Consider the following 25,609-nt stretch of genomic DNA (forward strand, 5'->3'; position numbering starts at 1 on the left):
ATTTATAGAATGTTTATTTTCACAAGTTATTTAATGATTACCTTACGTCCATCAACAATATAGACCCCACGTGTAAGCGTGTTTGTCCCCAACCGATCGGCTACCTTAATCCCATCAAGGGTATAAACAGCACCATCATGCTGAGCTGTGGTTATTATATTGTTCACAGCCGTACTGGCATTATTAATCAGACGAACACTACGCAAGTAATATCCATTACCTGTCACAGCTAAACCGTTATTCTTCAGTTCCTGTGCAGCAGCAGCGTTAATCGTAAACACATAGGCCATCTCGTCAGCACCCTCTGTCAGGTTGATAATATTACCGTATGGTTTATCAGATGAAAGAGCTGGTCTGTCACGCTGTCCCTCCTCTGGATTCTTGTTTTGACGTAAGAAAACTTTTGCATTTGGCTTAACATCTCTTACAATGACTTCTAACTGGTACTTATCTTCTACATCCTTAAATTGCTCTTTAGGGATGAGTGTTTCACCCCAACTAATTTGCTTAAAACCAAGCCATTTTGCAATATCTTTAGAAGAACGGCAAACGGAGAATAGTCGAAGATTCTCACCCTTCAACATACACCCCTCGCTTTTTAGCTTATTGCAAAGTTCTTCTGTATTGACAACAAAAGTCACCTGTGCATCGAGTTGAGCAAGTTCAGGTCTTACTGCAATAATATTTTCACCTTTTTTATCATAGATATCAAGCTTTATTTTACCAGATTCACGATGCTCTGATGCACTCAGCGTATCAATATCCATCACCAGCTGGTCGCCAACTTTCAGATTAGTAAAGCGTTCTGCAGGAATTACTAACTCAACCGTTTTGGTCTTCCAATCCCAACTAACAGGTTTAGAGCCTAGCCACAATGGTTGATTAGCACGTTTATATATACGCATCCAATCAACATTCATCTCATAATTATGAGGAACTTTATTAGGGTCACCACCATACTTAGGATCCATGTGTGGATAAAGAATACCACCACCATCCTCATCAGGCGTACCACCAATTCCACCATTTATAGCTACATCCCAAACACTATCAATGTCTGCGGTATATTTTGTCTTTAGAAATTCATTGTATTTATAAATAGAAGTTCCGTCAATAACATAATCTTTTGTAGAGAATACCGACCGTACTCTTCCATCTAATAAGAAGCTTATAGCAATATGTTTAGACGAATCACCCGGTACAGGGTCCATTTGTACACCGTACACATGGAAATCAGCAGCAGGATCAAAAGAGATTTCTCTTACACGCTCAGAGAAAGGATTATAGTTATATTTGTTTGTGAGCGTGAGCTTTTTATCTTTGTCTTGAAACCAACCCAATCCATGCACAGACTGATGAAGCGTTCTCTTACCCTTGAATTTATAAGTATGCTGTTCCCAATTATTCCATTTATCAGCATTGTCATCATTCACAAAGAACTCTAAAAGGTCTACCTCAAAAGTACTTGCACCTAAGCGATGACGAAGCCATAATGCCATCCAAGTTCCAATTTCATAAGGTACCTTTGCCTTTATTTCGATGCGAGAATAAAGTGGGTAATACCGCTTAACATCCCTACTGGACAAGAAACCTGACCACCATCCTAAGTTTGTACCATTGTGATTAGGCTTTAGTGGATAACGAGGAATAACTCCATAATCCACATAAGGATCTGGAACTTCTGGTTTACTGATTCCCGTATTAATTGGGTCACGTGTAGCTCGAATAGTTAGAATACCATCCTTTACCGTAACCATTTGCTCACGATAAGTCTGTGCCATACCCTGTCCAGGGTTATTACCATAGGCATCATTGGCATAGTTTCGTTTAGGGTCACCATATAGTCCCCATATCTTTTTGTTTACAGAAGTACCATTAAACTCATCACCAGGCAAATTCTTCCACCCTGGTAAAGTAGGAACCTCAGATACTTCCGACTGCGCTCTTACATTGATTACACCCATACTTAGGACGCAAATCATTGAAATAAGAATCCTCATAAGCTTGTTTTATTTTATTTGAAAAGTTTCTTTTTACTTTTATTTTAAGCGACTCTATCCCAATAACAGGGGGAATTTAATGTTATAGGATAGAGTTCGCTTAATCATTTGATAGAGAGTATAAGTTCGTTACATTAAGAACCTTAAGGCTCTACGATGGTAGCTTTCTTTGTTACGAAGTCAATAGTAACCTTTGTTCCTGCTTTCCAAACATAATCCTTATTAGGTTCTCCCTCACCATTCTTACGATAGAGAAAATCCTTTGTTTCTGGATTAACATATACCTCACGTTTCCATGAGCTAAACTTCTTCGCCTTCTTGAACGCAGGAATATCTGGATAAATACGCATTCTACCTCCATTCGTAATCGTTGCACTCATAGTTCTACCATCAGCATTCGCTGCAAATTCTACTGGAGCACCGCCACAATCGCCCGATAACTTAAGTGGCTGAATAGCGATATCACGAGAATCCAAGGCTACAAAGACAATATAAATACCATCACTTGGAACGACTGCACGATTGTTAGCAACAGTATAGTCTGTCAGTGTCTTCAATTGTGCAAAGTTTCCTTTACCGAATGCCTTTTCTGTTGAGAACTCAAGTGCAGTCCCTCCACGAAGATAAGTGATATAGAACCAACGAGAGTCACCCGCATAACCATTCTCAAATGATGCTACCTCTGGAGAACTCCAATCCCAATTACCAAAGTCATCACCAGTCATATAGAGGTGTTTAACACCTTCTGGAATAAGATTCTCAGGAGTTGTACCACCAAAGTCAGCTGTATTATTAGCAATATCAAGGCTTACCTTTGTACCCTTCGCTACAGGCAATACACTTGCTTCACTCGTTGCTACACCAGGATATTCCACCTTTCCATTACGAATTGTGAACATCATAGTTGACCAATCACGTGCATTCTGTTCAGAATTAGCAAAGAAGTTAAGCTGTCCTGTCTCAGTTGTCTCAACAGATAAGTTGCTACCATTGAGTTCTAAAGCCTGTTCCTTATCTCCTAATGCAGTACCCGAAGCATACACCTTCGGTGTTTCAAAAGAAATCAACTTACGGTCTAAATTAACATAAACCAAATAAAGTCCAGAGGTATTTACAGTTGCCTTACCACTACCATCCACAGTAACTCCCTGCATTGTTGCCAATGAAGAGAAAGCCTGTGAACCATCTTTTGACATAGCCCACTCTACTGTTTGTCCTGCCTGCAGATAGCATAAACGCCAGAACTCACCATTGCCAACAGCACCTACAGGCGCCATCTTTACAACTCCATTCGTGTTCCAAGCACCGAAGTTAGAACCACCCATATAGAGTTCGTTGGAAAGTCCAGTAACTTCAACACCCTTACCACCCATACGTGCAGTAAACTTACCAGTCAAAACACTATATTGCACCTGAACACTGTACTGCCCTTTCAAAGGGAACTTCAACTTAACATTTGACTTATTTGTCAATGGCTGATAACTATCATTGAGCTGATTGGCACGTTCAGCCAAAGCAGTACCAGTGAAAACAGCTGACAAAGTGTCAACCTCTGTTTCGCTATCACGCAGATACAAAGTTGTACCATCATTCATATTGAAGACATACTTACTTGGCAAGAGCTGCTGAGTTGAGTCAGCATTGCTCCATGTCACAACGTGTGTAAGCTTGTCATAAGTAACATTATTAAGTGGAATAGCCGTACTTCCATCTGCTGTAAGCGCATTATCACCCTTCATTGTAAACTGAATAGGAATTATGGTCAATTCCTTTCGTTGCTGATTAACAACAATCTGATACAGTCCTTCTGAAGGAACAGAGAAGCCTTCACCACCTTCTGTCAAACTATAAGCTGCCGCCTGAGCGTTAGAAAGCGGAATCTCACTTCCCTTTCCATAAGCAATAGGTTTTCCATCAGTACCCACAAAGGAAATCTGAAAGCGACCATCTTTCTTCAACCAAGCCTTAAGACTTAACATATTAGCATGAGAGCCAGCAATCAGTCGTCCTGTTTCAATTGGGATAGAGAACTCTGATGAAGAACCTGAAAGATAGATTCCCTCTGGCACATTCACAACCTCATCGTAGGCTATATTATTTTCTGTACAAGCTGCAACGCCTAAGACGCACAACATAGTAAAGATATTCTTTAACTTTATCATGATGCTCTAATTTTGTTATAGTGCTGTCCAACAAACCATGTCCTTGTAAGTTAGTTGTTAGTGTCTTACTCTATTTTTAATGTAAGTAATGACCCTATCTTACCATCTTATATCGTGGAGCTGGTGCTCAGCACGTGTGGTGTTCATGCCCAACACCAATCGTGTTAAGGCTTTATCGGACAGCAGTAATTATATTACCAATCTCTATTTTGACTCCATTTCTTCAGCTTGAGTAGCTCAGACTCTGGAATTGGATACCAATACATTTTAGGTTGGAAAACTCTCTGTTCTACTTCTGTAGGCGCATAGGTAAATCCACCTGTAGCCTTCTTGACAATCTGTACTCCCATAAGTGGAGAACCAAGTGTAGAAGAAGCAATTTTCCAACGGCGTACATCCCAAGAACGATGCTCCTCGAAAGCCAACTCCACACGACGCTCATGCTGTATAACCTTACGCATCTCATCTTGTGAAAGTCCACTTACGACATCTGGAAGTGAAGCACGATTACGAACCTTATTCAAATAAATAGCAATATTAGGATTAGAAGGGTCATATTCATTGAGTGCCTCAGCATAGTTCAAATAGATTTCAGCCAAGCGGAACAATGGGACAACATGACCACCGCTACTTCCTCCAGTCTGAATATTAACATCCTCATTGAGGTACTTACGCAAGTAATATCCAGTCTTGGTTGCATTTGGATTAGGACTTGCATCTGCACCTCCAGGGAAAGTAGTTACATTCTTTCCCTTGAAAGAAGCTACATTCATCAAGATTGTTGCAGCCAATCGTGCGTCCCTATTTATGTAAGGCTGTGCTGCTTTAGCAGGATCGTTCCAATCAAAGGCTGTTCCGTCAAGCATCTCATACTCATCAACTAAGTTTTGTGAAGGATTAGTTCCTCCCTTTCCACCAAAGCTAATAGGGAAGTTACTCTTTTCAAAACTTGAGTTTGCACCATATCTACGTACGAAGATATATTCCTTATTTTGGAAGTCATTCTTAAACAAATCGCCATAAGAGGTAGCCAACTCATATTGATTGAGGTCGATAACAGCCTTAGCCGCATCAGCTGCAGCCTTCCAAAGAGAAGCATCAGACGGCTTATTAGATTCGTTTAAATCACCAAAATTAACGTAAAGAGGACTGGCAGCATAAAGTAACACACGACTCTTCAAAGCCAACGCTGCGCCCTTCGTTGCACGACCAAAAGCATCATTATTATTACGCCATGGTGTAAGTTCAAGTGTGTCTGCAGCCGTGTCGCACTCTTTAACGATGAAGTCTACAACCTCCTTCATGTTTGGACGTGGAGTATTCTCATAATTCTCATTGAGACTGAGCGTAGAGGTAACAATTGGAGTTGGACCATAACGCTTCAACAATTCAAATTGGAAGTAGGCACGAAGGAAACGAGCCTCTGCTCGCCACATACGGATATCCTTCAAGTTATTAGCATACTCAACCTGCTTATTAGGGTCCAATCGTGTAATATCAAGATTGACATGATTGGTGTTTTCCAGTAGAGTACAACACTTAGAGATTCCAGCATAGTAACGATTCCAATGGTCATCAGGATTGCTCAAAGCACTCCAAGAGCCATTATTAAACTGTTGAACATTTGCTGTTTCTATAGCAAACTCGGCATCATCTGTTGCAGCATCTAACATAGCTCCATCTGACAAACGGTTCAATCCCTCTGGAAGCAGTGAGTAAGCATAGGTAAGATATTGCTTTGTTCTATTGTAAGAATCAAACGTTGCAGTCTTATCTATAAACGAATCTTCCTCACGGTCCAAAAGACTATTACATGAACTTAGAACCAGTGCTGTGCTGATAGACACTGGGATGATAATATTTGAAAAAAACTTTGTTTTCATAGAATAAAGTTTCTAATATAAGACATAAATTAGAATGCAAGCTTTAAACCTACACTAACAGTACGCATAAGTGGATAACTTAAGAGGTTATCTTGCTCAGCATCACCCAATTTTCCAAGATGATCCAGTGTGAACAGGTTGGTAGCATTCACGTAGAAATAAACACTACTTAATCGCAATGCACGTGTAACGGAATTTGCAAGTTCATATCCTACCTGAACATTACGTAGACGCAAGAAGCTTCCATTACGACGCCAGAAGGTTGAAGTGCGATAGTTATTGCTGAAATTCATCGTTGACAAACGTGGGTAGGAAGCATCTGTATGTGTTGGAGTCCAACTGTCAAGTGCTAAATTAGATGCTGTACCGTTGTTTTGGAAAGAGTAGATATTCGCTCCACGGAGATAGATATCACGTTGCGCAATACCTTGGAACATTACACTGAAATCAAAACCTTTGTACTTAAAGCCTCCACTAAACATGTAATTCCATGCAGGGACAGTACTATTACCAATAGGATGAGCATCATTCTCATCAACTACCTGGTCATTGTTATAGTCTTTATACTTGATATCTCCAGGTGCAACACGTCCAAAACGAGGTTGCGGAAGATTAGCATTAAGTTTTCCATTGCTATCGAAATCATTTGCTGTATAGTAGCCATCAGCCTCTAAAACAATAGGTTTCCACACAGAATTACCCTTCTTATAAAGGTAGCTTTCTGGCTTAACATCTTCTCCCTGCTCATCAACACGACTCATAGCATACCATGTTCCAGCCTCAGCAAAGTAAGAAAAGTTATCACGAACCTTACCCTGATAACGTGCTTTGAGCTCGAAACCATGGTTTGTCACTTTACCCACATTCATCAAAGGTAGTATACCACCATAAGAAGCTCCAACAATACCCAATACCTGCGCATAAGGATAAGCAAGGATATCAGACTGCACCTCATGGAAGACATCAAAGTTGACAGAAAGATTTTTCCAAAGTGTAGCATCAATACCAACATTGAACATACGCTTCTTTTCCCATGTTACAAATGGGTTTGCCAAAGTCTTTTCTGTGAAACCAGAAGACTGCGAGCTACCTGTGCCGAATAGATAACTACCACTACCACCGTATGACTCATCATACATATAGCGAGCAGAAGTCTGATTGTTACCAGTAAGACCATAAGAAGTACGCAACTTCAAGAAATCAACCCATGACAAAGACTTCATAAACGATTCGCTACTAACGACCCATGCTGCTGACATTGCTGGGAATACTCCAAAACGACGACCACGTGCATAGTTATCTGTACCCATATAAGAAGCTACAACTTCAGCAATATAACGTTTCTGATAATCATAGGACAGACGGCCTGCAAAGTTCACATAACATTCGTCATCACGTACATCATACACCTGATAACGGTCATTGTGCATCAACAACATAGCATGAATACCATGATCTCCAAACTGACGCTGATAATCAATCTGACCTTGTAAACCTATACGTGACTGACTGGTTCTGAAGCCTTCTGTAGCTGTCAAAGCTGCATCTGAGCCATACTGAGTATAATTGTAAACAGGGTTATTTTGTGCATCAACACCTGTTTGAGCCAGAGAATAACGTGCGTAGTCACGTGTCTTTGGAGATGATTCAGCCATAAAGTTGTGATAACCAAACATTACCTTGGCACGCAAACCGCGAACGAGCGCACTGAAGTCATACTGCAAACCAAAGATAACCTGCAACGAACGAGAGTTCTCCTTATACAAGCCTCTGTTCAAAAGATTTGCAACAGGATTGGTATACAATGATGTTCCACCAAAACTTCCATTCGGATTGTAAACAGGGAAAGCATTAGGAGGAGTCGTCCAAACAGACTTCAAATAATCATCTGCACCACCAGCACCCGGTGTTGTCTTCTCTGCAAAGCTCACACCTGAATAAAGGAACGTGCGGAAATACTTTGTGATATCAACATCTAAATTTGCTCTGAAGTTATAACGTGCATAGTTTACATTGGCATTCTCTCGTTGCTTTGAATCTGTTCCACGATAAATACCATCATTATGCATTAATCCAGCCATTACATAGTAGTTCAGACCACCGCCACCACCACGGAAAGACAATTCGCTCATCGTCAGTGGTGTGGTATTCTTATACAACTGATTCTTCCAATTTACATTTGGATAAAGGTATTGATTACTTCCTGACTGATAAGCAGCAAGTGCTTCATTCGTATATAAAGCCGCTTTTCCATCATTCTCAAGTGCTTGATTATACAGGCGTGCATAATTGTAAGCATCCATCGGTGTATCCATGATTGTTGGCATTTGGATACCCGTCTGCATACGAAAACCTATCTTAGGAGAAGAATGATAACCCTTCTTTGTAGTAATCAACAAAACACCATTTGCACCTCTTGAACCGTAGATAGCCAAGGCTGCAGCATCCTTCAATAAAGATACCGACTCTATTTCTTCGGCAGAGATGTTATCTAATGGAGCTTCAAAACCATCAACAAAGACAAGCATCTGCTGCTTGCTGTTGAACGAACTTACACCACGTGTGAACATATTCTCCATATAGAAGTCGTAACCAGGCTCACCCGATTTCTGTAGAATCGATAGTCCAGGAAGCATTCCCTTTAACGAGTTACCCACCGTTGGTGATGTAATCTCCATGAGGCGCTCACCCTTTACGGTAGAAATAGCAGCCGACTGTGTTTTTGAAGACTGTACACCATAAGCTACATTTACGACTGTTGTATCAGTGATTTCTTGTGCATATCCAGAAAGACTGGATAGCATAAGAGCACCTCCTATGATATGAATCTTATATTTCATTGTTCAATTATTTTACATTAAGGTTTACACGTTATTACCATCCAGGGTTCTGAATGAGATAGCCCTTATTGACTTCTTTCTGGTCAATAGCATACAAGTAGCAGTTATCATTCCAAAAACGGTGTTCAAACACATATGGTTGATAATGGATATGTGTCTTATTACCGTCTGTTGAATTAATCTTCAAGCCATAGAATTTACCCTTCATAACTCCTTCGTCACCAGCGATAAGCCATCTTCTGATATCCCAGAAACGATGATCTTCAAATGCCAACTCTACTGCACGTTCATTACGAAGCTTTGTTCGGAAAGCCTCCTGCGACATACCTGCAGGGAAGTCTGGCATACCTGCACGTGCACGAACAAGGTTAACAGCATCGTAAGCTGCTTGTGAAGGTGTACTTTCATATTCGTTAAGTGCCTCAGCATAATTCAAATAAAGTTCTGCCAAACGGAAAACAGGCCACTGTACATTGGTAGAATTACTGCCATTTACATGTAAACTACGTGGAACCCACTTATGAAGCAAATGAGCTGTACGGTCCATAGCAGACTTCTCAGAACCTCCGTCGAGGAAGTTGATAAATGGGATTTCATCATTCCAGCTACTGCTATGATAAGCAATAGTCTGCTTGAAACGTGGGTCAAGACTGTTATAAATATCAATGAGGTTATCACCACCATTCATATTCCAATCAGCAGGCTGACCATCTGCGCGCTTCTCATAACGCTGAACAAAATTGAATGTTACATATAAACCTGCATCTCCCCATGCCTTGTTCATAGCCCAAGTAGGCAAGTTTGCAACCAAAGGACGATTTGTTGTCTTGAAGTTTCTGTACTTCATATTACCTAAAATGATTTCCTCATTATTAGGAATAGTCCATACATCTTCATAGTCTTTCTCTGGGTTACCAGTATTATGAATCTTATAATGTCCTGAAGAAACTGCTGCATCAATAGCTGCCTTAGCTGCATCAGCTGCCTTCTTCCAACGCTCTCTATCATAGTTTCCATAACCAATGAGATCTTCGTGACCAGGGAATGCCATATAAGGTCTGTTCGTATTGAACAATGGACTTGCTGCATAAAGTAGAACCCTTGCCTTCAAAGCTAAGGCTGCTATGCGTGTAGCACGACCTAACTTTGACTCATCAGTATAGTAATCAGGGAGAAATCGTGTTGCTCTATCACAGTCAACAAGAATAGAATCAACACAATCAGAGAACGAGTTACGAGGACGTTCTGAGAAGTCTGTTGGATCAATCACCTCTCTTACGATTGGCATACCACCATATCGATAGACACCTTCCCATAACAGCATGGCTCTCATAAAATAAGCTTCGCCAGTAGCACGCTTATTAAATTCAGGGTCACCTTCATCAAAAGGCACTTCATTAATACGCTTTAAGATAAGATTTGCAACACGTGTTGTATGGTTTCTTAAATAAAAGCGACAATCTTCATCCCATGTAAAGTTACTATTTGTATGGTTGCCTGCATTCCATGCAGCATTGCCCATCGCCCAAGTTGCAACATCTTCTCCCTCATCACAAGCTGAAGCTAAGGTGGAAGAAGACAACAAACGACGATCTGTATTAGAACTACTCATACAAAAGCCATAGGGCATTCCTTCTGCATAGAGCGTTGTTAATAAACTCTCTGCATCTGCTCGAGTTGAGAAAACTTCATTCTCTCCATAGTCGACAGAGGGTGGAGTCTCTAAGTAGTCAGAACAGGATGCGAGCAAAATAGAAGCACAACTACATGCTATATATAAAAATTTCTTCTTCATACGAAAGGTTTTTAGAATTGAATATTTATACCCATGTTATAGATTTTCTGCAATGGGTAGGTGTTAATCTCAGTTGCTCCTCCTCTTGATGGAGCCTCTGGATCCAAGTCAATAACATCTGTCCAAGTAAACAAGTTTGTTCCACTAATGAACACTCTCAGACTTTCCAATCCCAATGCCTTGAGCTGCTTCTTATTAAAGGTATAACCTAACTCTAAGTTTTTCAGACGCAAATAGTTAGCATTGCGAATCCAAAAGTCTGAATCCTGATAGTTGTTATCAGTATCACGTGATGGACTCATTGACAAACGAGGGAAACTAATGTTTTCACCACGGTCATAACGGTCTTGTGTCCAACGTTCCAAAATCAAAGTCTTAGCACTATTATGGGCATTGATGAATGGCCACAATGCACGACCAAAGTACTTAATAGAAACGTGTGAGGCACCCTGGAAGAGTGCTGAACAGTCAAAGCCACGCCAGTTAAATCCAGCAGAGAATCCATAGATTATCTCTGGAGTAGGTGAATAACCGATTGGCACCATATCATACATATCAATCTTTCCATCCTTATTTACGTCAACATAGCGGATATCACCAGGCTGCAAACGATTACCATTCCAACTGCTTACAGGGCGGTCGAGCGCATTGATTTCTTCCCAAGAATTATAAAAGCCATTAGAGAGAAGACCAAAGAACTGACCTACACGACGACCTGTACGCATCTGATAAGCATACTTTTCTGGAACTTCATCTTGGAAGAGAATCTTATTGCGCGCAAAAGAATAGTTGAAACGCCCCCAGTAGTTGAAGTCGCGTATCTTATTACGATAGTTTACATCAAATTCAAAACCAGAGTTCTCCATCTCACCCATGTTGTAAGCTGGCAAAGAAGCACCAATCAACATTGGCGCACTGTTTCGATTTGAGAGGATGTTATTACGCCGCTCCTTAAAGTAATCAAACGAAACTGTCAAATGATTCTTGAGGAAGTTCATATCAACACCAAGATTCAACTTACGAGCTTTCTCCCATGTCAACAATGGGTTACCCAAACGTTTTTCCTCTATCATCTGCGAATAAACAGGGTTAGCTGATGAACCAAAGTTATAACCAGAAAGGTTTCCACTTGTTGAGCCATAAACAGAAGGCAGATATAAGAAGCGGTCACCACCAATCTTATCATTACCTACTTCACCATAGGTTGCTCTCAATTTCATATAAACAAGCCAATCATTCTTTGGAAAGAAAGGTTCTTCACTGACTACCCAACCTGCAGATACAGCAGGGAAGAAACCAAATCGACGACCTGCAGCAAAGTTCTCTGTACCATTATAACCCATGTTAAACTCTGCCAAGTAGCGACTGGCATAACCATAGGTCACACGACCTACAATACCTTGATAGGCATTAGGCACATGATAGGCAAGGCTTGGTGAGTAATATTTACTCTGATTATAGAGCAAGAGAGCAGTGGCATGATGCTTTCCAAATGTACGATCAAAGTGGATTCCAGCCTCGAAATAAACCTTTCTGTTCTTTCCGTAATTGAATCCTCCACCCCAAGTACTTTCTTCGTTTTGTGGTACAAGGATGATATTCGTTGGATCACTTGGGTCTACCTTAGGAACGAAAGTCTGCATGGTTTTCACCGAGAGACGTTTACTGTAGTAATAGCTGTCATAAGAAGTACTTGCATGAACTGAAAGACCTTTCAACAATAAACGTGACAAATCATAGTCAAAACGCAAAGTTGAGTTAATGGTGTTAGCATAGGTATTGTTATAACCATTGTTCAACAATGCCTGCCATGGATTCTCATCATCAATAGTATTCTCAAGACGTACCAACTTTCCATCTACCATACCTGGAGTACCCAATGGTGTTGCCCAAGAAATCTCTTTCCAAAGTTCACTATTACCAATACCTGGAGTACGGATATTATTGATTTGTGTTGACAGTTGTACAGTTGCCTTAAAGTCCTGTGTAATATTAAAATCGAGATTTGAACGGAAGTTATAACGTGTGTCAGAAGCATTTACATCGTGATTACGATCTATCTTCGTATATTTGTACATACCTCCTTGATTGAAGAAACCAGCAGAGATAAAGTACTTCATACGATCTGTACCACCTGAAATATTGAAGTTGTGCTGTGTACGGAGAGAAGCCTTACGCAAGAACTTACCCACCCAGTCAGTACTTGGATGCATAATAGGGTCTGTTCCATCACGATAGAGCTGAATATCTGCTTCGGTAAAGCGTGGAACATAAGATGTACCCTTTGTGTAAGCATCATTTTTCAAAGCTTCATTATACATCTCACAATACTCTGCACTATTTAAATAATGTGGTAAAGCTGTAGGTGATTGAACTGCGAAATTACCAGAATAACTCAAGTGTGGCTTACCTTTCTGACCTTTTCGAGTTGTTATTAAGATAACACCATTCGCACCACGTACACCATAGATAGCAGTAGCAGAAGCATCCTTAAGAATACTTACCGACTCAATTTCATTAGGGTCGAGTCCATTGTAATTTGGACGCTCTACACCATCAATCATTACTAAAGGGGCTGTGTTGTCTGAGAACGTACTCACACCACGAATCAAAAGGGTTGAGTTGTCTTCACCCGGCGCACCACTTCTCTGCATAGCAATAAGTCCTGGCATCTTACCGACTAACATATTACTAATATTTGCCTGTGGGGTTTGTACCAAGTCTTTTGTTGACACTGATGCAATAGCACCTGTTACGGTTGCCTTCTTCTGTGTACCATAACCTACGACAACAACTTCATTAAGGGCTTGTGCTTCATCTTCCTTTAAGGTAATCTTCAGATTGGCACCACTCTTCGCAGCTACCTCACGAGTAGCAAAACCAATGTATGAAATAGAAAGTACGCTATTTGCTGGAGCTTCTATCGTAAACTCTCCATCGGTATTCGTAGCTGTTCCTATCGTTGTTCCTTTTACAAAGACACTCGCACCGATGATTGGATCACCATTGGCCTCAAGAACAACACCCGAGATTTTATGCTTCTCTGGTGTATATTGTTCCCGCTCATTAATAGCTACTGCCTTTTTTTGTTCAGAACTCTCAACTCTTTCCTTTGCTACAGGGGCAAGGCTTAATACAATAGTATTATTGTTGAAAGAATATTGAATTCCATGAGGAGAAAACACATGTGTAAGGGCTTTCTCTAAAGGCCAATTCTTACATACCAATGTTACTTTCGTCTTAGAGTTAAGTACATTGTTACGATACACAAATGTGTAATTCGTTTGTTGTTCAACTTGCCGAATAAACCGACTGATTTCTTCGTTTTGGAGATTTAGGCTCACATTACCACGCTGCGCCAACAACATTGTCGGTATAAGTGATAATACCATAACCAACAAGCAACGCAGAAGGAATCTCCTTCTTGTTTTTAGATTGTTTGCCATATACTATGTTTTTAGTTATAAGGGTTTAGATATAAAGATTTATTCTATGATTATTGTTCCATTATCTGTATGATAATTAAATTTATACTGCATCTTCAACGAACTAAGTACACTTTCCAATGATTCATTATAGAAGGTACCCGTGAGGAGGTCGTTAGCTAACTTCTTATTACGAAGCTGAATGCGTACGCCATACCAATCCTCAATTTCATGTAATACCTCAGCCAACGGCTTACTATTAAATGCCAGATAGCCTTCTTTCCAACGTGCATCGGTTGTCGTATCATTGTCACAGATTTTAAACTGATGCGAAGCAAGCTTATAGATTGATTTCTTTCCTGGATAAAGACGATAATCTTCTTTCAGCGCCTCTGATGTAAGTCGAACGGCACCAGAGAACAAGGCTGTCTCAATGGCATCTGCGTGATAGCGTACATTGAACTCGGTACCCAAGACTTCAATTTGCATATCGTTTACCTTTACACGAAATGGGCAAGAGGCATCTTTCGTTACATCAAAAAAAGCTTCACCTTTTGTCAACACCACTTCACGATGTTTTTGAGGTACTACATTATAACATAATTGGCTATTTCCGTTGAGGGTTACTCGCGTACCATCAGGCAAGGTTATCGTACGCTTACTACCCGCCTTAACACTTACATAAGTATAAACCGGAGCCGAAGGAGCCAATGAGTTTATCCACCAATAACTGCCACCTACCAATGACAACATCAAAACGAACATCGCCGCATAGCGCAAGAATCTGCGAACACGTGTCTGACGTTTCTCTTCTTTCACATTAGCATAGATATTTTGCAAGATTCTTTGCTGTGACTCACTACTCATCTTTACAGACTCTGACGATGTAGATAAATCATCACACATTAAATCCCACAACTCCTCATCTGATGTGAGCGGAACCTTATTTTTCAATAGCTCAAAATCCATTTGAGATATTTGTCCCGATAAATATTGCTTATATAATTCTTCGAATTTCTTTTCCATACGTTTTTAGCTTATAAAATGTATACGTATAGATACGAAGATAATACCTGAAAATAACTTTTATTAACAAACAGTCTATTTAGCCTCCTTTATTATGAGAAAACAAAAAAGGTTCTTCCGTTAAATGTGTGAATGCTTTTCGTATTGCTTTAATGGAAGAAACGAAGTTACTCTTAAAAAAAACATTGCTAAAACAGTCATCTATCTATCCTATTATCATCCTCTAACATTGAAAACCATTTCATTTTAAAACCTCGAAAATCGACATATAAGTACTTGAAAAAACATTACATGCTTTCGGGTAAAACATCTATAAAGCACGGCAAAAACACATATAAAAAGCAAGTTTGCAATCAACAGATAATCAATTAGTTACAGAGCAGTAAAACAAGAGGCGCTTAATTGGACTTCAAAAGGGCGTTAGTAAGACCTCAAAAGGGCACCTATTGCAACTCAATTGGGCGTTTTTTAGAAACCAAAAGAGCATATATAGGTTACGAATCAGATGAAAATATTTTACATATATCGATTAATAAGAGAATATGCCGTTTGGTAAAGCCGGATAGAAATAATATATATTCATTTTCTGCATTTTATCTTGTAGTTTTGAATGCTATCTTGACAACTCTCTTCTGAATATTTTTAAAGTAGATGTAAGATAGTTTTTTACAGTCTGTGAAGATAAGTTCAGGGACTCTGCAATCTCTTGAATGGGCATATTCTTTTCACGACTCATCTCGTAAATCTGACAAGCACGCTTTGATAACAGTTTCTTTACCTGCCGAATTCGATCAACCGACTCATGGTAATCAAGCTGTTCTTCTGGTGTTGCAAATGAAGATACTTTATCACATGCTTGACGATAGTCCTCAAAATCAAGCTGTGCCACCTGCTTCCTAAAACTATCAATAATTAAATTACGAGCAATGGTAAATATCAAGGCATTTACATTACCATAGCAATCTAATTGTTCACGCATATTCCACAATTTCATAAAAGTTTCTTGAACGATATCTTCTGAAAGTGAAACATTCTTTGTCTGCGCCAATATGAAGCTATATAACTTGTTCGAGTAATACATATACAATTCTGAGAAAGCCTCGTAAGAACCTTCTCTCAACTGCATTACCCACTTATCATAAATGTCTTCCATTGCAATAGAACTTATTTGTCTTCGCACTATTCCAACACTTCTCACTCATACTAATTAGCCATTTAAATTACTATTTTTGGAGATAGGTTGATTAGTACTTAATATTGCTTAGCGATGCAAATATATACATATTCTTTTACAATCTATCACATTTCATCTTATTTTTTTAATTATATCGTAGACGAAAAGTTAATTAGCAACAAAGAATAAAGTTTTATATCTAAAACTAATTATCTGAAAATAAATGCGTTACACAATCCACCAAGTTATCTTCAGCACATTTACAAATCAAAAAATAAAATCATCCAATGAGCCTTGACTCAATCTTTAATAGAAAGCACCTCCCTTTAAGTCATCTCCCCTTCAACCTATCATCAGATACTTTCGCCTTTCTATCATCCCCTTTCTCTTATCTCGAATTATTTTCAAGCAAAAAACAACGCCCCTTAAGTTATCTTTAAGTAGTTTTATATTCGCATTAAAGGATTCAGCAGCTGCGGAGAAAAAAGACAAGTTCTTGGTATTTTTTTAAATTTCTGCAACTTTTATATTCCTATTAACAGCAACTTATCACTTTGTATAGACAATAATTTAATTTCCTGTCACTACTGTCACTACCAAAAGAGATACAAGTTATTCATTATCAAAGCCTTTACAAACAATGTTAAAATGACAGGAAATAAATTTTAAACTTAATAGTATGATTAAAGATGAAAGTGAGTTCTGAATAAAGGTTTGAGTGAGTTCTGATTTTATCCATTAATCACAAAGTACACTTTAAGTACCCCTACAAAGAAAAATCCCTTGCAAATCATCGATTCACAAGGGATTTATAGTACCCAGACCCGGGCTCGAACCGGGATGGGTTGCCCCACTGGTGTTTGAGACCAGCGCGTCTACCTATTCCGCCATCTGGGCATGGCTGTTGTTTGAACAACGGGTGCAAAGGTAGAGAGAAAATCTGGATTTGGCAAATTTTTGAGGAATTATTTAATGACAATACTTTGAATAATGCATATTTGTAGTATTTTACAATAAAAGATTTGGAGGTATGAGTTATAAAAGGTATCTTTGGAGAAACAAATTCGGTTAGCTTAAATAGATAATGACTACGAAACAGAACAACTATTGCGTAATTCTTGCCGGTGGCAAGGGACGAAGACTATGGCCTTGCAGTAGAGATAAGCATCCAAAGCAATTTATAGATTTCTTTGGCGTGGGTCGTACTCAGCTTCAACAAACATTTGACCGCTTTGCAAATATTCTTCCAAAAGAGAACATTTATATTAATACCAGCTGTGATTATCTTGACCTTGTCAGAGAGCAGTTGCCTGAAGTGGCAGCCGACCATATCATGGCTGAACCAATCCACAGAAACACTGCGCCAAGTGTTGCATGGGCAGTGCATCGTATTATGATGTTTGATCCCAAAGCGAACATCATTATATCACCTTCTGATCATAATATTGTTAATGATGATGCTTTCTTTCGTAATATCAAAGAGGGATTATCGTTTGTTGAGAAGAATGATGCTATACTGACGATGGGGGTTAGCCCTACCCGACCAGAACCTGGATACGGATATATTCAGAAGGGCGTCTACACTGGTAATGGCGATATATATAAGGTGCAAGCCTTTACCGAAAAGCCAGATCGAGAATTTGCACAAATGTTCATGGATAGTAAGGAATGGTGTTGGAATACAGGTCTCTTCCTCTCTAACACAAACTACCTTCGTCAATGTCTCTATGGCTTCCTTCCTTCTGTTTTGCGTGAAGGTGAAATGAGCAGTAAGATAACAACGATAGAGGATGAAGAGGCTTTCATACATGATAATTTCCCACGCTATCCTAACATTTCATTAGATTATGGTATCTTAGAGAAGTCGGAGAATGTCTATGTGATGAGGTGCGACTTTGGTTGGGCAGACCTTGGAACGTGGCATGGTGTTTATGAGTCTCTAAGCAAGCGAGATGGCGATAATGTTATCATTGACTCGGATGTTATCCTTGAAGATGCAGCTAATAATATTATAAAGCTTTCTAAAGGTAAATTAGGTGTTATCAACGGACTTGATGGCTATATCATTGCAGAAAAGGACAATGTATTACTTATCTGTAAGAAAGAAGATTCTTCTGCATTGGTAAGGAAATATGTGAATGAAGTACAGATAAAGAAGGGGGATGAGTTTGTATAAATAAAAACCTCCCCCAACCCCTCCAAAGGAGGGGAGCTACAAATTGGATAAAATGGGGAACTACTTTGTTAAATGATTCTTCCATATATAAAGACAGGGATATGCTATGACAGTATATCCCTGTTTGATAAAATCACAACCGTATATAAAATCTTGCTGCTACCTTCTAACTACTTCATATATTTATATTGATCGATAACAAAGACTTCTGACCTATTGTCAGAACTAATTCTTAAACTATCCACAGCATACATTCCGAACCATCCTTTATGCATATAAAGTAAGCCAGGAGTATTCTTTGAGGATTCAATATCATCAGATGTGCAAAAAACAAATTCTTCATTTGTCCCAAGTATCTTTATACGATAAAACAATTTCGTTCCCTTTCGCATTGATATACCAAGATACTCTTTTACAACAGCATCCCTTTGCACTACCTCTTTTTCACCAAAATTTCGATTCACATAGCAGATTACAGGAGTAGTCACAGCTACCATTGATAGTATAAGAAAAGAATAGATAAGCATAAAAATAAAGAAAAAAAGAACTCTCTCCCCTGTGTTATCCTTCCTACACTTATATATCACTGTAGCAAGACTAAGGACAAGATCAATACACGGAAACAGATACTTGTCATCACTATATAAAAAGGAAAAAGGCAGAATTGTGTTACTTCCTATCGTTTCGAGATCAACGGCATGCAGAATTAACATGGAAAGCCCTGCAAAGATTAAGCCTATTATCAGATAAAACAGTAACAAAAACAATATACCAAGAATCCACCTTGCCGGCTTGACCCTATCTATATTTTCCCAACGATGCTCTTCGTCAATTAGCCAATCAGTCCATCTATCATCCCGTATATTCTTCATAAACATTCGTATAACCGGCAAACGGTGATATACACGTCACAATATATCTCCATTCAATAATATTTTTTATAATTTAATACTACTCTTACTAAGATTTGAAAATCTTTACAACAATCTCTTTCTACCCCTCAAATTGTACATGATATTTGATATTAACATCAGCGACGCTGTTCATTGATAGGAAATAGATCATTCTGCAACAAGTGTTGTTGATGAGAATGAGCCTTCTTTATACACCACACTATCTGCTACATACAATCCAAAATAACCTTTATGTAAATAGATAGTACAAGGGCTATTTTGTTTCCAATCATAAGAAAAACCATTCGTGAATACTATCTCTCGCTTTATCTGTGGAAGATAAAAGTTATAACAAACAAAACTTCCGGCATTTGCCACCATAGAAACTTTTCCTGTGAATATAGCCCTCTGCGTTATTATCTCTTTGTCACCATAATTAGAGTTGGGGTACAGAATAGCAAAAGAAACGAAACCAAATAAGAAATAACATAAGACAGGATTGAAAAACATGAGTAAGAAGAACATAGTCACACGATTATTCCCTCTTCTCCAACGCTTCTTTGAGACAATGATTATTAAACTTAGGATGGCATCCAAAATAATACAAAACACCGTATGATTAATAGGCAATTCACTGAAAGGCATTAAGGTATAGCTATAAAGTTTATTGCCCGTCTTTAGAATCAAGAAAGCTACAACAAGGATAGCAATGAACAAAAGACTACCCAATACAATCCCAGTCCACATGCTTACCGTTCTTTCCAACCAAACAAGCCAAATCTCTCCCAGCGGAGCTTGTCATTAATCAACCAATCTGACCAATTATCATCTTTCGTTTCCTTCATAGAGATTCTTTATAAGCAAAAACGGAGATATATTCCTTATGATATATCTCCGCTCTGTTCGTTTTCTGTTTCAGAACCTATCACTTAATCCAATTCCTGGAAAGCCTTGAAAATCTTTGCAGCAATCTCCTTCTGCTCCTCAGCATCAACCTGTACGTGATGCTTGAAATCAACATCAGCCTCACTGTTCATTGGCAAGAGATGAATATGTGCATGATTAACCTCTAATCCCAAGACGACCTGTGCTACCTTCTTACATGGGAAGACCGTCTTTATAGCACGTGCAACCTTCTTTGCAAAAACCTCAAAGGCAGCAAGTTCCTCATCTTCCATATCAAAGATGTAATCAACCTCCTTACGAGGAATGACAAGTGTATGTCCCTTTGTTACTGGATCAATGTCGAGAAAGGCATAGAACTGTTCGTTCTCTGCACACTTGTAGCTTGGAATCTCACCCGCTGCAATCTTACTGAATATTGTCATACAAACCTCCTTGTTTTATTGTTATGCATCAATTGAGATCTTGTCAATGCGCAGAGTGATAGTACCACGAGGGATAGTGATTTCAACCTCATCGCCCACCTTCTTATTCAACAAGCCCTGTGCAATAGGAGTCTTGATTGAAATCTTATTCTGCTTCAGGTTAGCCTCTGTCTCACTAACAATCGTATACTTCATCTTAGCATTTGTCTTTACGTTTGTCATCTCAACAGTAGACATAATCTGTACGGCATCAGTGCTCAAACGTGACACATCAACAATCTTTGCTTGTGCCACGGTCATCTTCAATTCAGCAATACGTGCTTCAAGATGACGCTGTGCCTCCTTAGCAGCATCATACTCAGAATTCTCACTCAAGTCACCCTTATCGGCAGCTTCGGCAATAGCAGCAGATGCCTTGGGACGTTCAACAGATTCTAAATACTGCAAATCGGCTACGAGTTTGTCGTAACCTTCCTGTGACATATAAGCCATAATATCTTGTTTTAAAAATTAATCGTTTTTCAATAGACATAAAAAAGATAGAATTCCAACATCAATCTCACTGAATGTCGGAATCCCATATCCTTAAACGTCTTAATCCTTTTATTTTTTGCAAAGATAGGCTTAAAAAATGACATAACAAAGTTTTAACGGATAAAAATGCTTTTTTATAAGCTATATTTCAACTTTTCTTTCAGACTTTAGTCTTTCTTTCAGGTTATATTCAACTTTCTTTATATAAATCCTCTTTACATTACATCCGCTGTTGCCAAACAAGTAATGAACTGGTAATGTCAACTATCTCGGCTCTGGCGAAACCATTAACCAAAATCGGTCATTAGAGGTTAAACTATCATTTTGTCATATAAACTACTTGATATAAATCAATAATACATCATATGCTAAAAAAAGACATTGGAAAAGTTGCAAATATAAAAAATACTCTTTATCTTTGCAACGTGTTTTTCATAGTATTAGATTTAAGGTTAACAAAGGTTGGACTACAGCGGTAGTCCTTTTTTTATGTCTTTAAGTCTGATATCACAAACATTTTATCGGTAAATACTGGCTTACAGAACTTAACTCTTTAGAAGATAACAAAAACATATATAGGCTGCTACAGGTGCCAATGAGCATCTGTAACAGCCTATATTCATTATTTAGTTGTACTTTCCTTTAAGGTATCATCTACCTTTCACCATTCCCAAGAAGTATTCATGCACACGCATATCACTATCCAATTCAGGATGAAAGGCAGTAACAAGTTGGTTTCCTTGGCGAGCAGCTACAATATGTTCCTCAACCTCTGAAAGGATTTCTACCTCTTCAGCAGACTCTTTTATATAAGGTGCACGGATGAAAGTCATTGGGATATCGCCTTCAATTCCCTTAAAAGAAGCCTCCGTATGGAAACTACCCAACTGACGACCATAGGCGTTACGAGCAGCAGTCATACGCATTGTACCCAATCGAGGAGGAACTGGTGCAGACGAACTATTCCCCTCTACCTCACGAGCAAGGAGTATCAAACCCGCACAAGTACCAAAGACTGGCAATCCTGCTTCGATAGCTTCGCGGATAGGATCAAGCAAACCAAGGTCACGAAGGAGCTTTCCTTGAGTGGTACTCTCACCACCAGGGATTATCAAACCATCCTTCTCCTGTTGCCAATCCTCCAATCGGCGCACCTCAAAGCAATCAACTCCCAGCTTACGGAGCATCATTTCATGCTCTAAGAACGCTCCCTGCAGGGCAAGAACGGCAATTCTCATTGTCCACGCTCAGCCATGAGCACTTCAATTTCATGCTCGTTGATACCAACCATAGCCTCACCCAAGTCTTCTGACAATGCAGCCAACTCCTTAGGGTTATTATAGTTTGTAACTGCCTTAACGATAGCTGCAGCACGCTTAGCTGGGTCACCACTCTTGAAGATACCAGAACCAACGAACACACCCTCAGCACCTAACTGCATCATCAATGCAGCATCAGCAGGAGTTGCCACACCACCCGCAGCGAAATTCACTACAGGAAGCTTACCATTCTCATGTACATACTTCACGAGGTCGTATGGAGCCTGCAACTGCTTAGCCGCCTCAAAGAGTTCGTCCTCACGCTTACTAACAAGTTCACGAATCTGACTCTGCATCAAACGCATATGGCTAACAGCCTGCACAACATCACCTGTACCAGGCTCACCCTTTGTACGAATCATCGTTGCACCCTCTGCAATACGGCGCAATGCTTCACTCAAATTACGTGCACCACAAACGAATGGCACCTCAAATTGTGTTTTGTCAATATGATAGATATTATCAGCAGGAGATAGAACTTCACTTTCATCAATGTAATCAATCTCAATTGCCTGCAGAATCTGAGCCTCAGCGATATGACCAATACGGCACTTTGCCATTACAGGAATCGTCACAGCCTCCTGAATACCTTTAATCATCTTTGGGTCACTCATACGCGAAACGCCACCAGCAGCACGAATATCAGCTGGGATACGTTCCAATGCCATTACTGCACAAGCACCTGCAGCCTCAGCGATACGCGCCTGCTCTGGTGTTGTTACGTCCATGATTACACCGCCCTTTAACATCTGAGCGAGGTTGCGGTTTAGTTCTTGTCTATTTGCCATATTACTTTAATTTTTTAGATTTCTACCATGTTTCACTCACGAATGAGTGTACATAAAGATGTTATATGTGTTAGTTAATATTAGAAATTCCTTTTAAAACGATGAGAAAAGTGTAAGAACAACACACGGATTTATGAGCTTTAAAAGCCAACATGTTGCCCCCTACTTCATCCCGTTAGACTCTCCCCTACTTGATGTTACAACCTTAAGGACTTATAGAGTTGTCCCCTACTTTATCCCGTTAGGCTCTCCCCTCCTTTGGAGGGGCTGGGGGAGGTCCCCCTACGACCTTCGCCACTCACTCGGAGTCAGTCCCATCTGCTTCTTAAAGAACTTAGAAAACTGAGCTTGTGAGGCAAAACCATGCTCATATGCAATCTCTTGAATGGTCTTCTGTGTCGTTCGAAGCTGACAGGCAAGTGCCTCTGCCAGTGTATGATCAATGATACATTTGGGAGATTTACCAGATATTCTATGCGCCACCTGCGACAGATAACGTGGAGAAACATTCAGGCAGTCAGCATAAAAAGCAACATCACGATTCGTATGATAATGCAACTGAACAGCTTCTAAGAATTCATTATACAGCTGACTACTCCGTCCACTGATATCACTCTTCCTTGCTACAAGCGTTCTGACATACTCCCGAGCATGTTGTAACGCTTCATCCATCGGCTCGTCTTGGCTAAGATAGACTGCAAGTGCTGATGAAAAACTATTGGCAAGACCATGCTGTAAAGGGTCGTCCAACACAAATGAGCGTACAGTTCGACGTCCTTCTCCTTTCAACGAAGAACAATCAAAGATTCTTTCAGCCTCTCCTTCTCGCAGAATGACAAGCGAACAAAGTGGCAGCAAACGACAACGTATCTGTGTTATCACGTCATCTGTCATCAATCTGTCACCATTACTTGCCGTCACAATTGGGTCATATATAATATGGTGAGGACGATACTTCAACAGTGCATCCACCACGACAGCCAAGGTCTCTATGGTTCTAATCATTCCCACCTTTACCGTGTCAGGCTGCATATCATTGATAATCGCCTCAATCTGTCCTCTAACAATCTCCGCAGGAAGGTCATAGAAAGCCTGAATACCCAAGGTATTCTGCACCGTGACAGACGTTACAGCCGACACAGCATAGCCTCCTAAGGTTGCTATCGTTCTGATATCAGCCTGCACACCAGAGCCACCAGTGCTATCTGAACCTGTTATTGTGAGAATTGTCTTCAACAGTTTAGGTTTATTGTTTTGCATACAAAGTAAATTGAAAATATTGAAACCTGCAAGAGTTATTCCTAAATTGACAAGAAAAACTACATTTCTGACTTTTATTAGGCTTATCTGTCTGATTAACCTTATTAGCCTCACAGCAATCAAAAAGCTTATAGACTCACATACATCAAAGGAATCTATCCACCCTATTATCATCCAATTTCATTGAAAACCTTTTCATTTTAAGACTTCGAAAACATGTAGATAAGGATTTGAAAAATCATTACATAATTTCAATTAAAACATCTGTAAATAATGGCAAAAACACATACAAGAAGCAGGTTTGCAACCAACAGTAAATCAATTAGTTATAAAACGGTATAAGAAAAGGTGCTTAATTAGACTTCAAAAGGGCGTTAATAAGGGTCTTAAAGGGCACCTTTTGCATGGTAAGATAATTATAAAAATGTATCTAACTGAAAATAAAGAAGTTACCTTGTTTGTATAACTAAACAGGTAACGATTAGGAAACGAGCGAGCTACTTTAAATCGCCGTTTTCTGCCTAATAAAGAACGCTTGTTATTCTGTCTGCAAAGATAAGACTTTGTTACCGAATAACAAGCGTTCTTGATGAAAAATCCACATAATTCTACCAACTTGGATAAAACAAATGGTTGGACTTACAATCTTGGCTCTTTACAAATCTACAACCTTTCACCTTTTAATGCTATCCAGTTTGAACATTCTGTAGAAATAACTCTTTCTAATTTTACGTTAAGCATCTTGCACACGTCTTTAATTATTCTGAAGACATTTTCTTTAGTTGTATTCCTCTTTAATAAAGTCGTATTTGGCAAATTGCACCTCGTTCTATCATCACCTATGATTATTTCCTCAAAATCATACTCATCAATTAATTTCTTTCTAATTTCGGTATGCTTGTTATCTACATCATAGGTTAATAACACATTGTAAAATTTTTTCATATAGTTTAAATTAATAGTTAATAAATTCTTATTATTAAGAAGCAAATAGTGTGCCAACAAG

At 39.3% G+C, this 25,609-nt stretch carries 17 protein-coding genes and 1 tRNA gene; 1 reads left to right on the top strand and 17 read right to left on the bottom strand.

Annotated elements, in window-relative coordinates; genetic code table 11:
- Nucleotides 1-26: 26 nt before the first annotated feature.
- From HMPREF1505_RS00450 to HMPREF1505_RS00490, 9 genes are all read right to left on the bottom strand, one after another.
- Nucleotides 27-2,000, bottom strand: a complete 1,974-nt coding sequence (locus HMPREF1505_RS00450) for a family 16 glycosylhydrolase (RefSeq protein WP_036920913.1) — start codon at nt 1,998-2,000, stop codon at nt 27-29.
- 143 nt (nt 2,001-2,143) lie between these two features.
- On the bottom strand, nt 2,144-4,162 hold the full coding sequence (locus HMPREF1505_RS00455) for a SusF/SusE family outer membrane protein (protein ID WP_051412280.1): 2,019 nt from the start codon (nt 4,160-4,162) through the stop codon (nt 2,144-2,146).
- 194 nt (nt 4,163-4,356) lie between these two features.
- The gene (locus HMPREF1505_RS00460; RefSeq protein ID WP_036920916.1) at nt 4,357-6,045 is read right to left on the bottom strand and encodes a RagB/SusD family nutrient uptake outer membrane protein; all 1,689 of its coding nucleotides are present in this window, start codon (nt 6,043-6,045) and stop codon (nt 4,357-4,359) included.
- A gap of 29 nt (nt 6,046-6,074) precedes the next feature.
- Nucleotides 6,075-8,885 carry a SusC/RagA family TonB-linked outer membrane protein gene (locus HMPREF1505_RS00465; RefSeq protein WP_036920919.1) on the bottom strand — a complete coding sequence of 937 codons (2,811 nt, stop codon included), beginning with the start codon at nt 8,883-8,885 and terminating at the stop codon, nt 6,075-6,077.
- Between the two features lie 34 nt (nt 8,886-8,919).
- On the bottom strand, nt 8,920-10,680 hold the full coding sequence (locus HMPREF1505_RS00470; RefSeq protein WP_036920922.1) for a RagB/SusD family nutrient uptake outer membrane protein: 1,761 nt from the start codon (nt 10,678-10,680) through the stop codon (nt 8,920-8,922).
- Between the two features lie 11 nt (nt 10,681-10,691).
- Nucleotides 10,692-14,126 (bottom strand): TonB-dependent receptor, encoded by a 3,435-nt coding sequence (locus HMPREF1505_RS00475; protein WP_036920925.1) that lies wholly within the window; start codon nt 14,124-14,126, stop codon nt 10,692-10,694.
- Between the two features lie 39 nt (nt 14,127-14,165).
- On the bottom strand, nt 14,166-15,131 hold the full coding sequence (locus HMPREF1505_RS00480; protein ID WP_036920928.1) for a FecR family protein: 966 nt from the start codon (nt 15,129-15,131) through the stop codon (nt 14,166-14,168).
- 613 nt (nt 15,132-15,744) lie between these two features.
- Nucleotides 15,745-16,284 carry a sigma-70 family RNA polymerase sigma factor gene (locus tag HMPREF1505_RS00485; protein WP_036920931.1) on the bottom strand — a complete coding sequence of 180 codons (540 nt, stop codon included), beginning with the start codon at nt 16,282-16,284 and terminating at the stop codon, nt 15,745-15,747.
- Nucleotides 16,285-17,120: 836 nt separating this feature from the next.
- Nucleotides 17,121-17,202: transfer RNA gene (locus HMPREF1505_RS00490), tRNA-Leu, on the bottom strand.
- 187 nt (nt 17,203-17,389) lie between these two features.
- Here HMPREF1505_RS00490 and HMPREF1505_RS00495 point away from each other — a divergent pair.
- Complete coding sequence (locus HMPREF1505_RS00495) at nt 17,390-18,481, top strand: mannose-1-phosphate guanylyltransferase (RefSeq protein WP_036920935.1); 1,092 nt, start codon at nt 17,390-17,392, stop codon at nt 18,479-18,481.
- Between the two features lie 170 nt (nt 18,482-18,651).
- Here the strand turns inward: HMPREF1505_RS00495 and HMPREF1505_RS00500 are convergent, their stop codons facing one another.
- From HMPREF1505_RS00500 to HMPREF1505_RS00535, 8 genes are all read right to left on the bottom strand, one after another.
- The gene (locus tag HMPREF1505_RS00500; protein WP_155948898.1) at nt 18,652-19,353 is read right to left on the bottom strand and encodes a hypothetical protein; all 702 of its coding nucleotides are present in this window, start codon (nt 19,351-19,353) and stop codon (nt 18,652-18,654) included.
- Between the two features lie 189 nt (nt 19,354-19,542).
- Nucleotides 19,543-20,121 (bottom strand): hypothetical protein, encoded by a 579-nt coding sequence (locus HMPREF1505_RS00505; RefSeq protein WP_231480310.1) that lies wholly within the window; start codon nt 20,119-20,121, stop codon nt 19,543-19,545.
- 182 nt (nt 20,122-20,303) lie between these two features.
- Nucleotides 20,304-20,702 carry an HIT family protein gene (locus HMPREF1505_RS00510; protein ID WP_036920941.1) on the bottom strand — a complete coding sequence of 133 codons (399 nt, stop codon included), beginning with the start codon at nt 20,700-20,702 and terminating at the stop codon, nt 20,304-20,306.
- Nucleotides 20,703-20,723: 21 nt separating this feature from the next.
- Entirely contained in the window at nt 20,724-21,194 is a 471-nt protein-coding gene (gene greA, locus HMPREF1505_RS00515; protein WP_004360966.1) for a transcription elongation factor GreA, read from the bottom strand.
- A gap of 692 nt (nt 21,195-21,886) precedes the next feature.
- Nucleotides 21,887-22,474, bottom strand: coding sequence for a pyridoxal 5'-phosphate synthase glutaminase subunit PdxT (gene pdxT, locus HMPREF1505_RS00520; RefSeq protein ID WP_036920946.1), 588 nt, complete (start codon nt 22,472-22,474; stop codon nt 21,887-21,889).
- Nucleotides 22,471-23,343, bottom strand: coding sequence for a pyridoxal 5'-phosphate synthase lyase subunit PdxS (gene pdxS, locus HMPREF1505_RS00525; RefSeq protein WP_004360968.1), 873 nt, complete (start codon nt 23,341-23,343; stop codon nt 22,471-22,473). Before pdxS ends, pdxT begins: the two co-directional genes overlap by 4 nt.
- A 282-nt stretch (nt 23,344-23,625) precedes the next feature.
- Nucleotides 23,626-24,603, bottom strand: a complete 978-nt coding sequence (locus tag HMPREF1505_RS00530) for a bifunctional hydroxymethylpyrimidine kinase/phosphomethylpyrimidine kinase (protein ID WP_036920950.1) — start codon at nt 24,601-24,603, stop codon at nt 23,626-23,628.
- Nucleotides 24,604-25,266: 663 nt separating this feature from the next.
- Complete coding sequence (locus HMPREF1505_RS00535) at nt 25,267-25,548, bottom strand: hypothetical protein (protein WP_036920952.1); 282 nt, start codon at nt 25,546-25,548, stop codon at nt 25,267-25,269.
- Nucleotides 25,549-25,609: the final 61 nt, after the last annotated feature.

It is taken from the genome of Prevotella sp. ICM33, from assembly GCF_000517825.1.
Lineage (GTDB): Bacteria > Bacteroidota > Bacteroidia > Bacteroidales > Bacteroidaceae > Prevotella > Prevotella melaninogenica.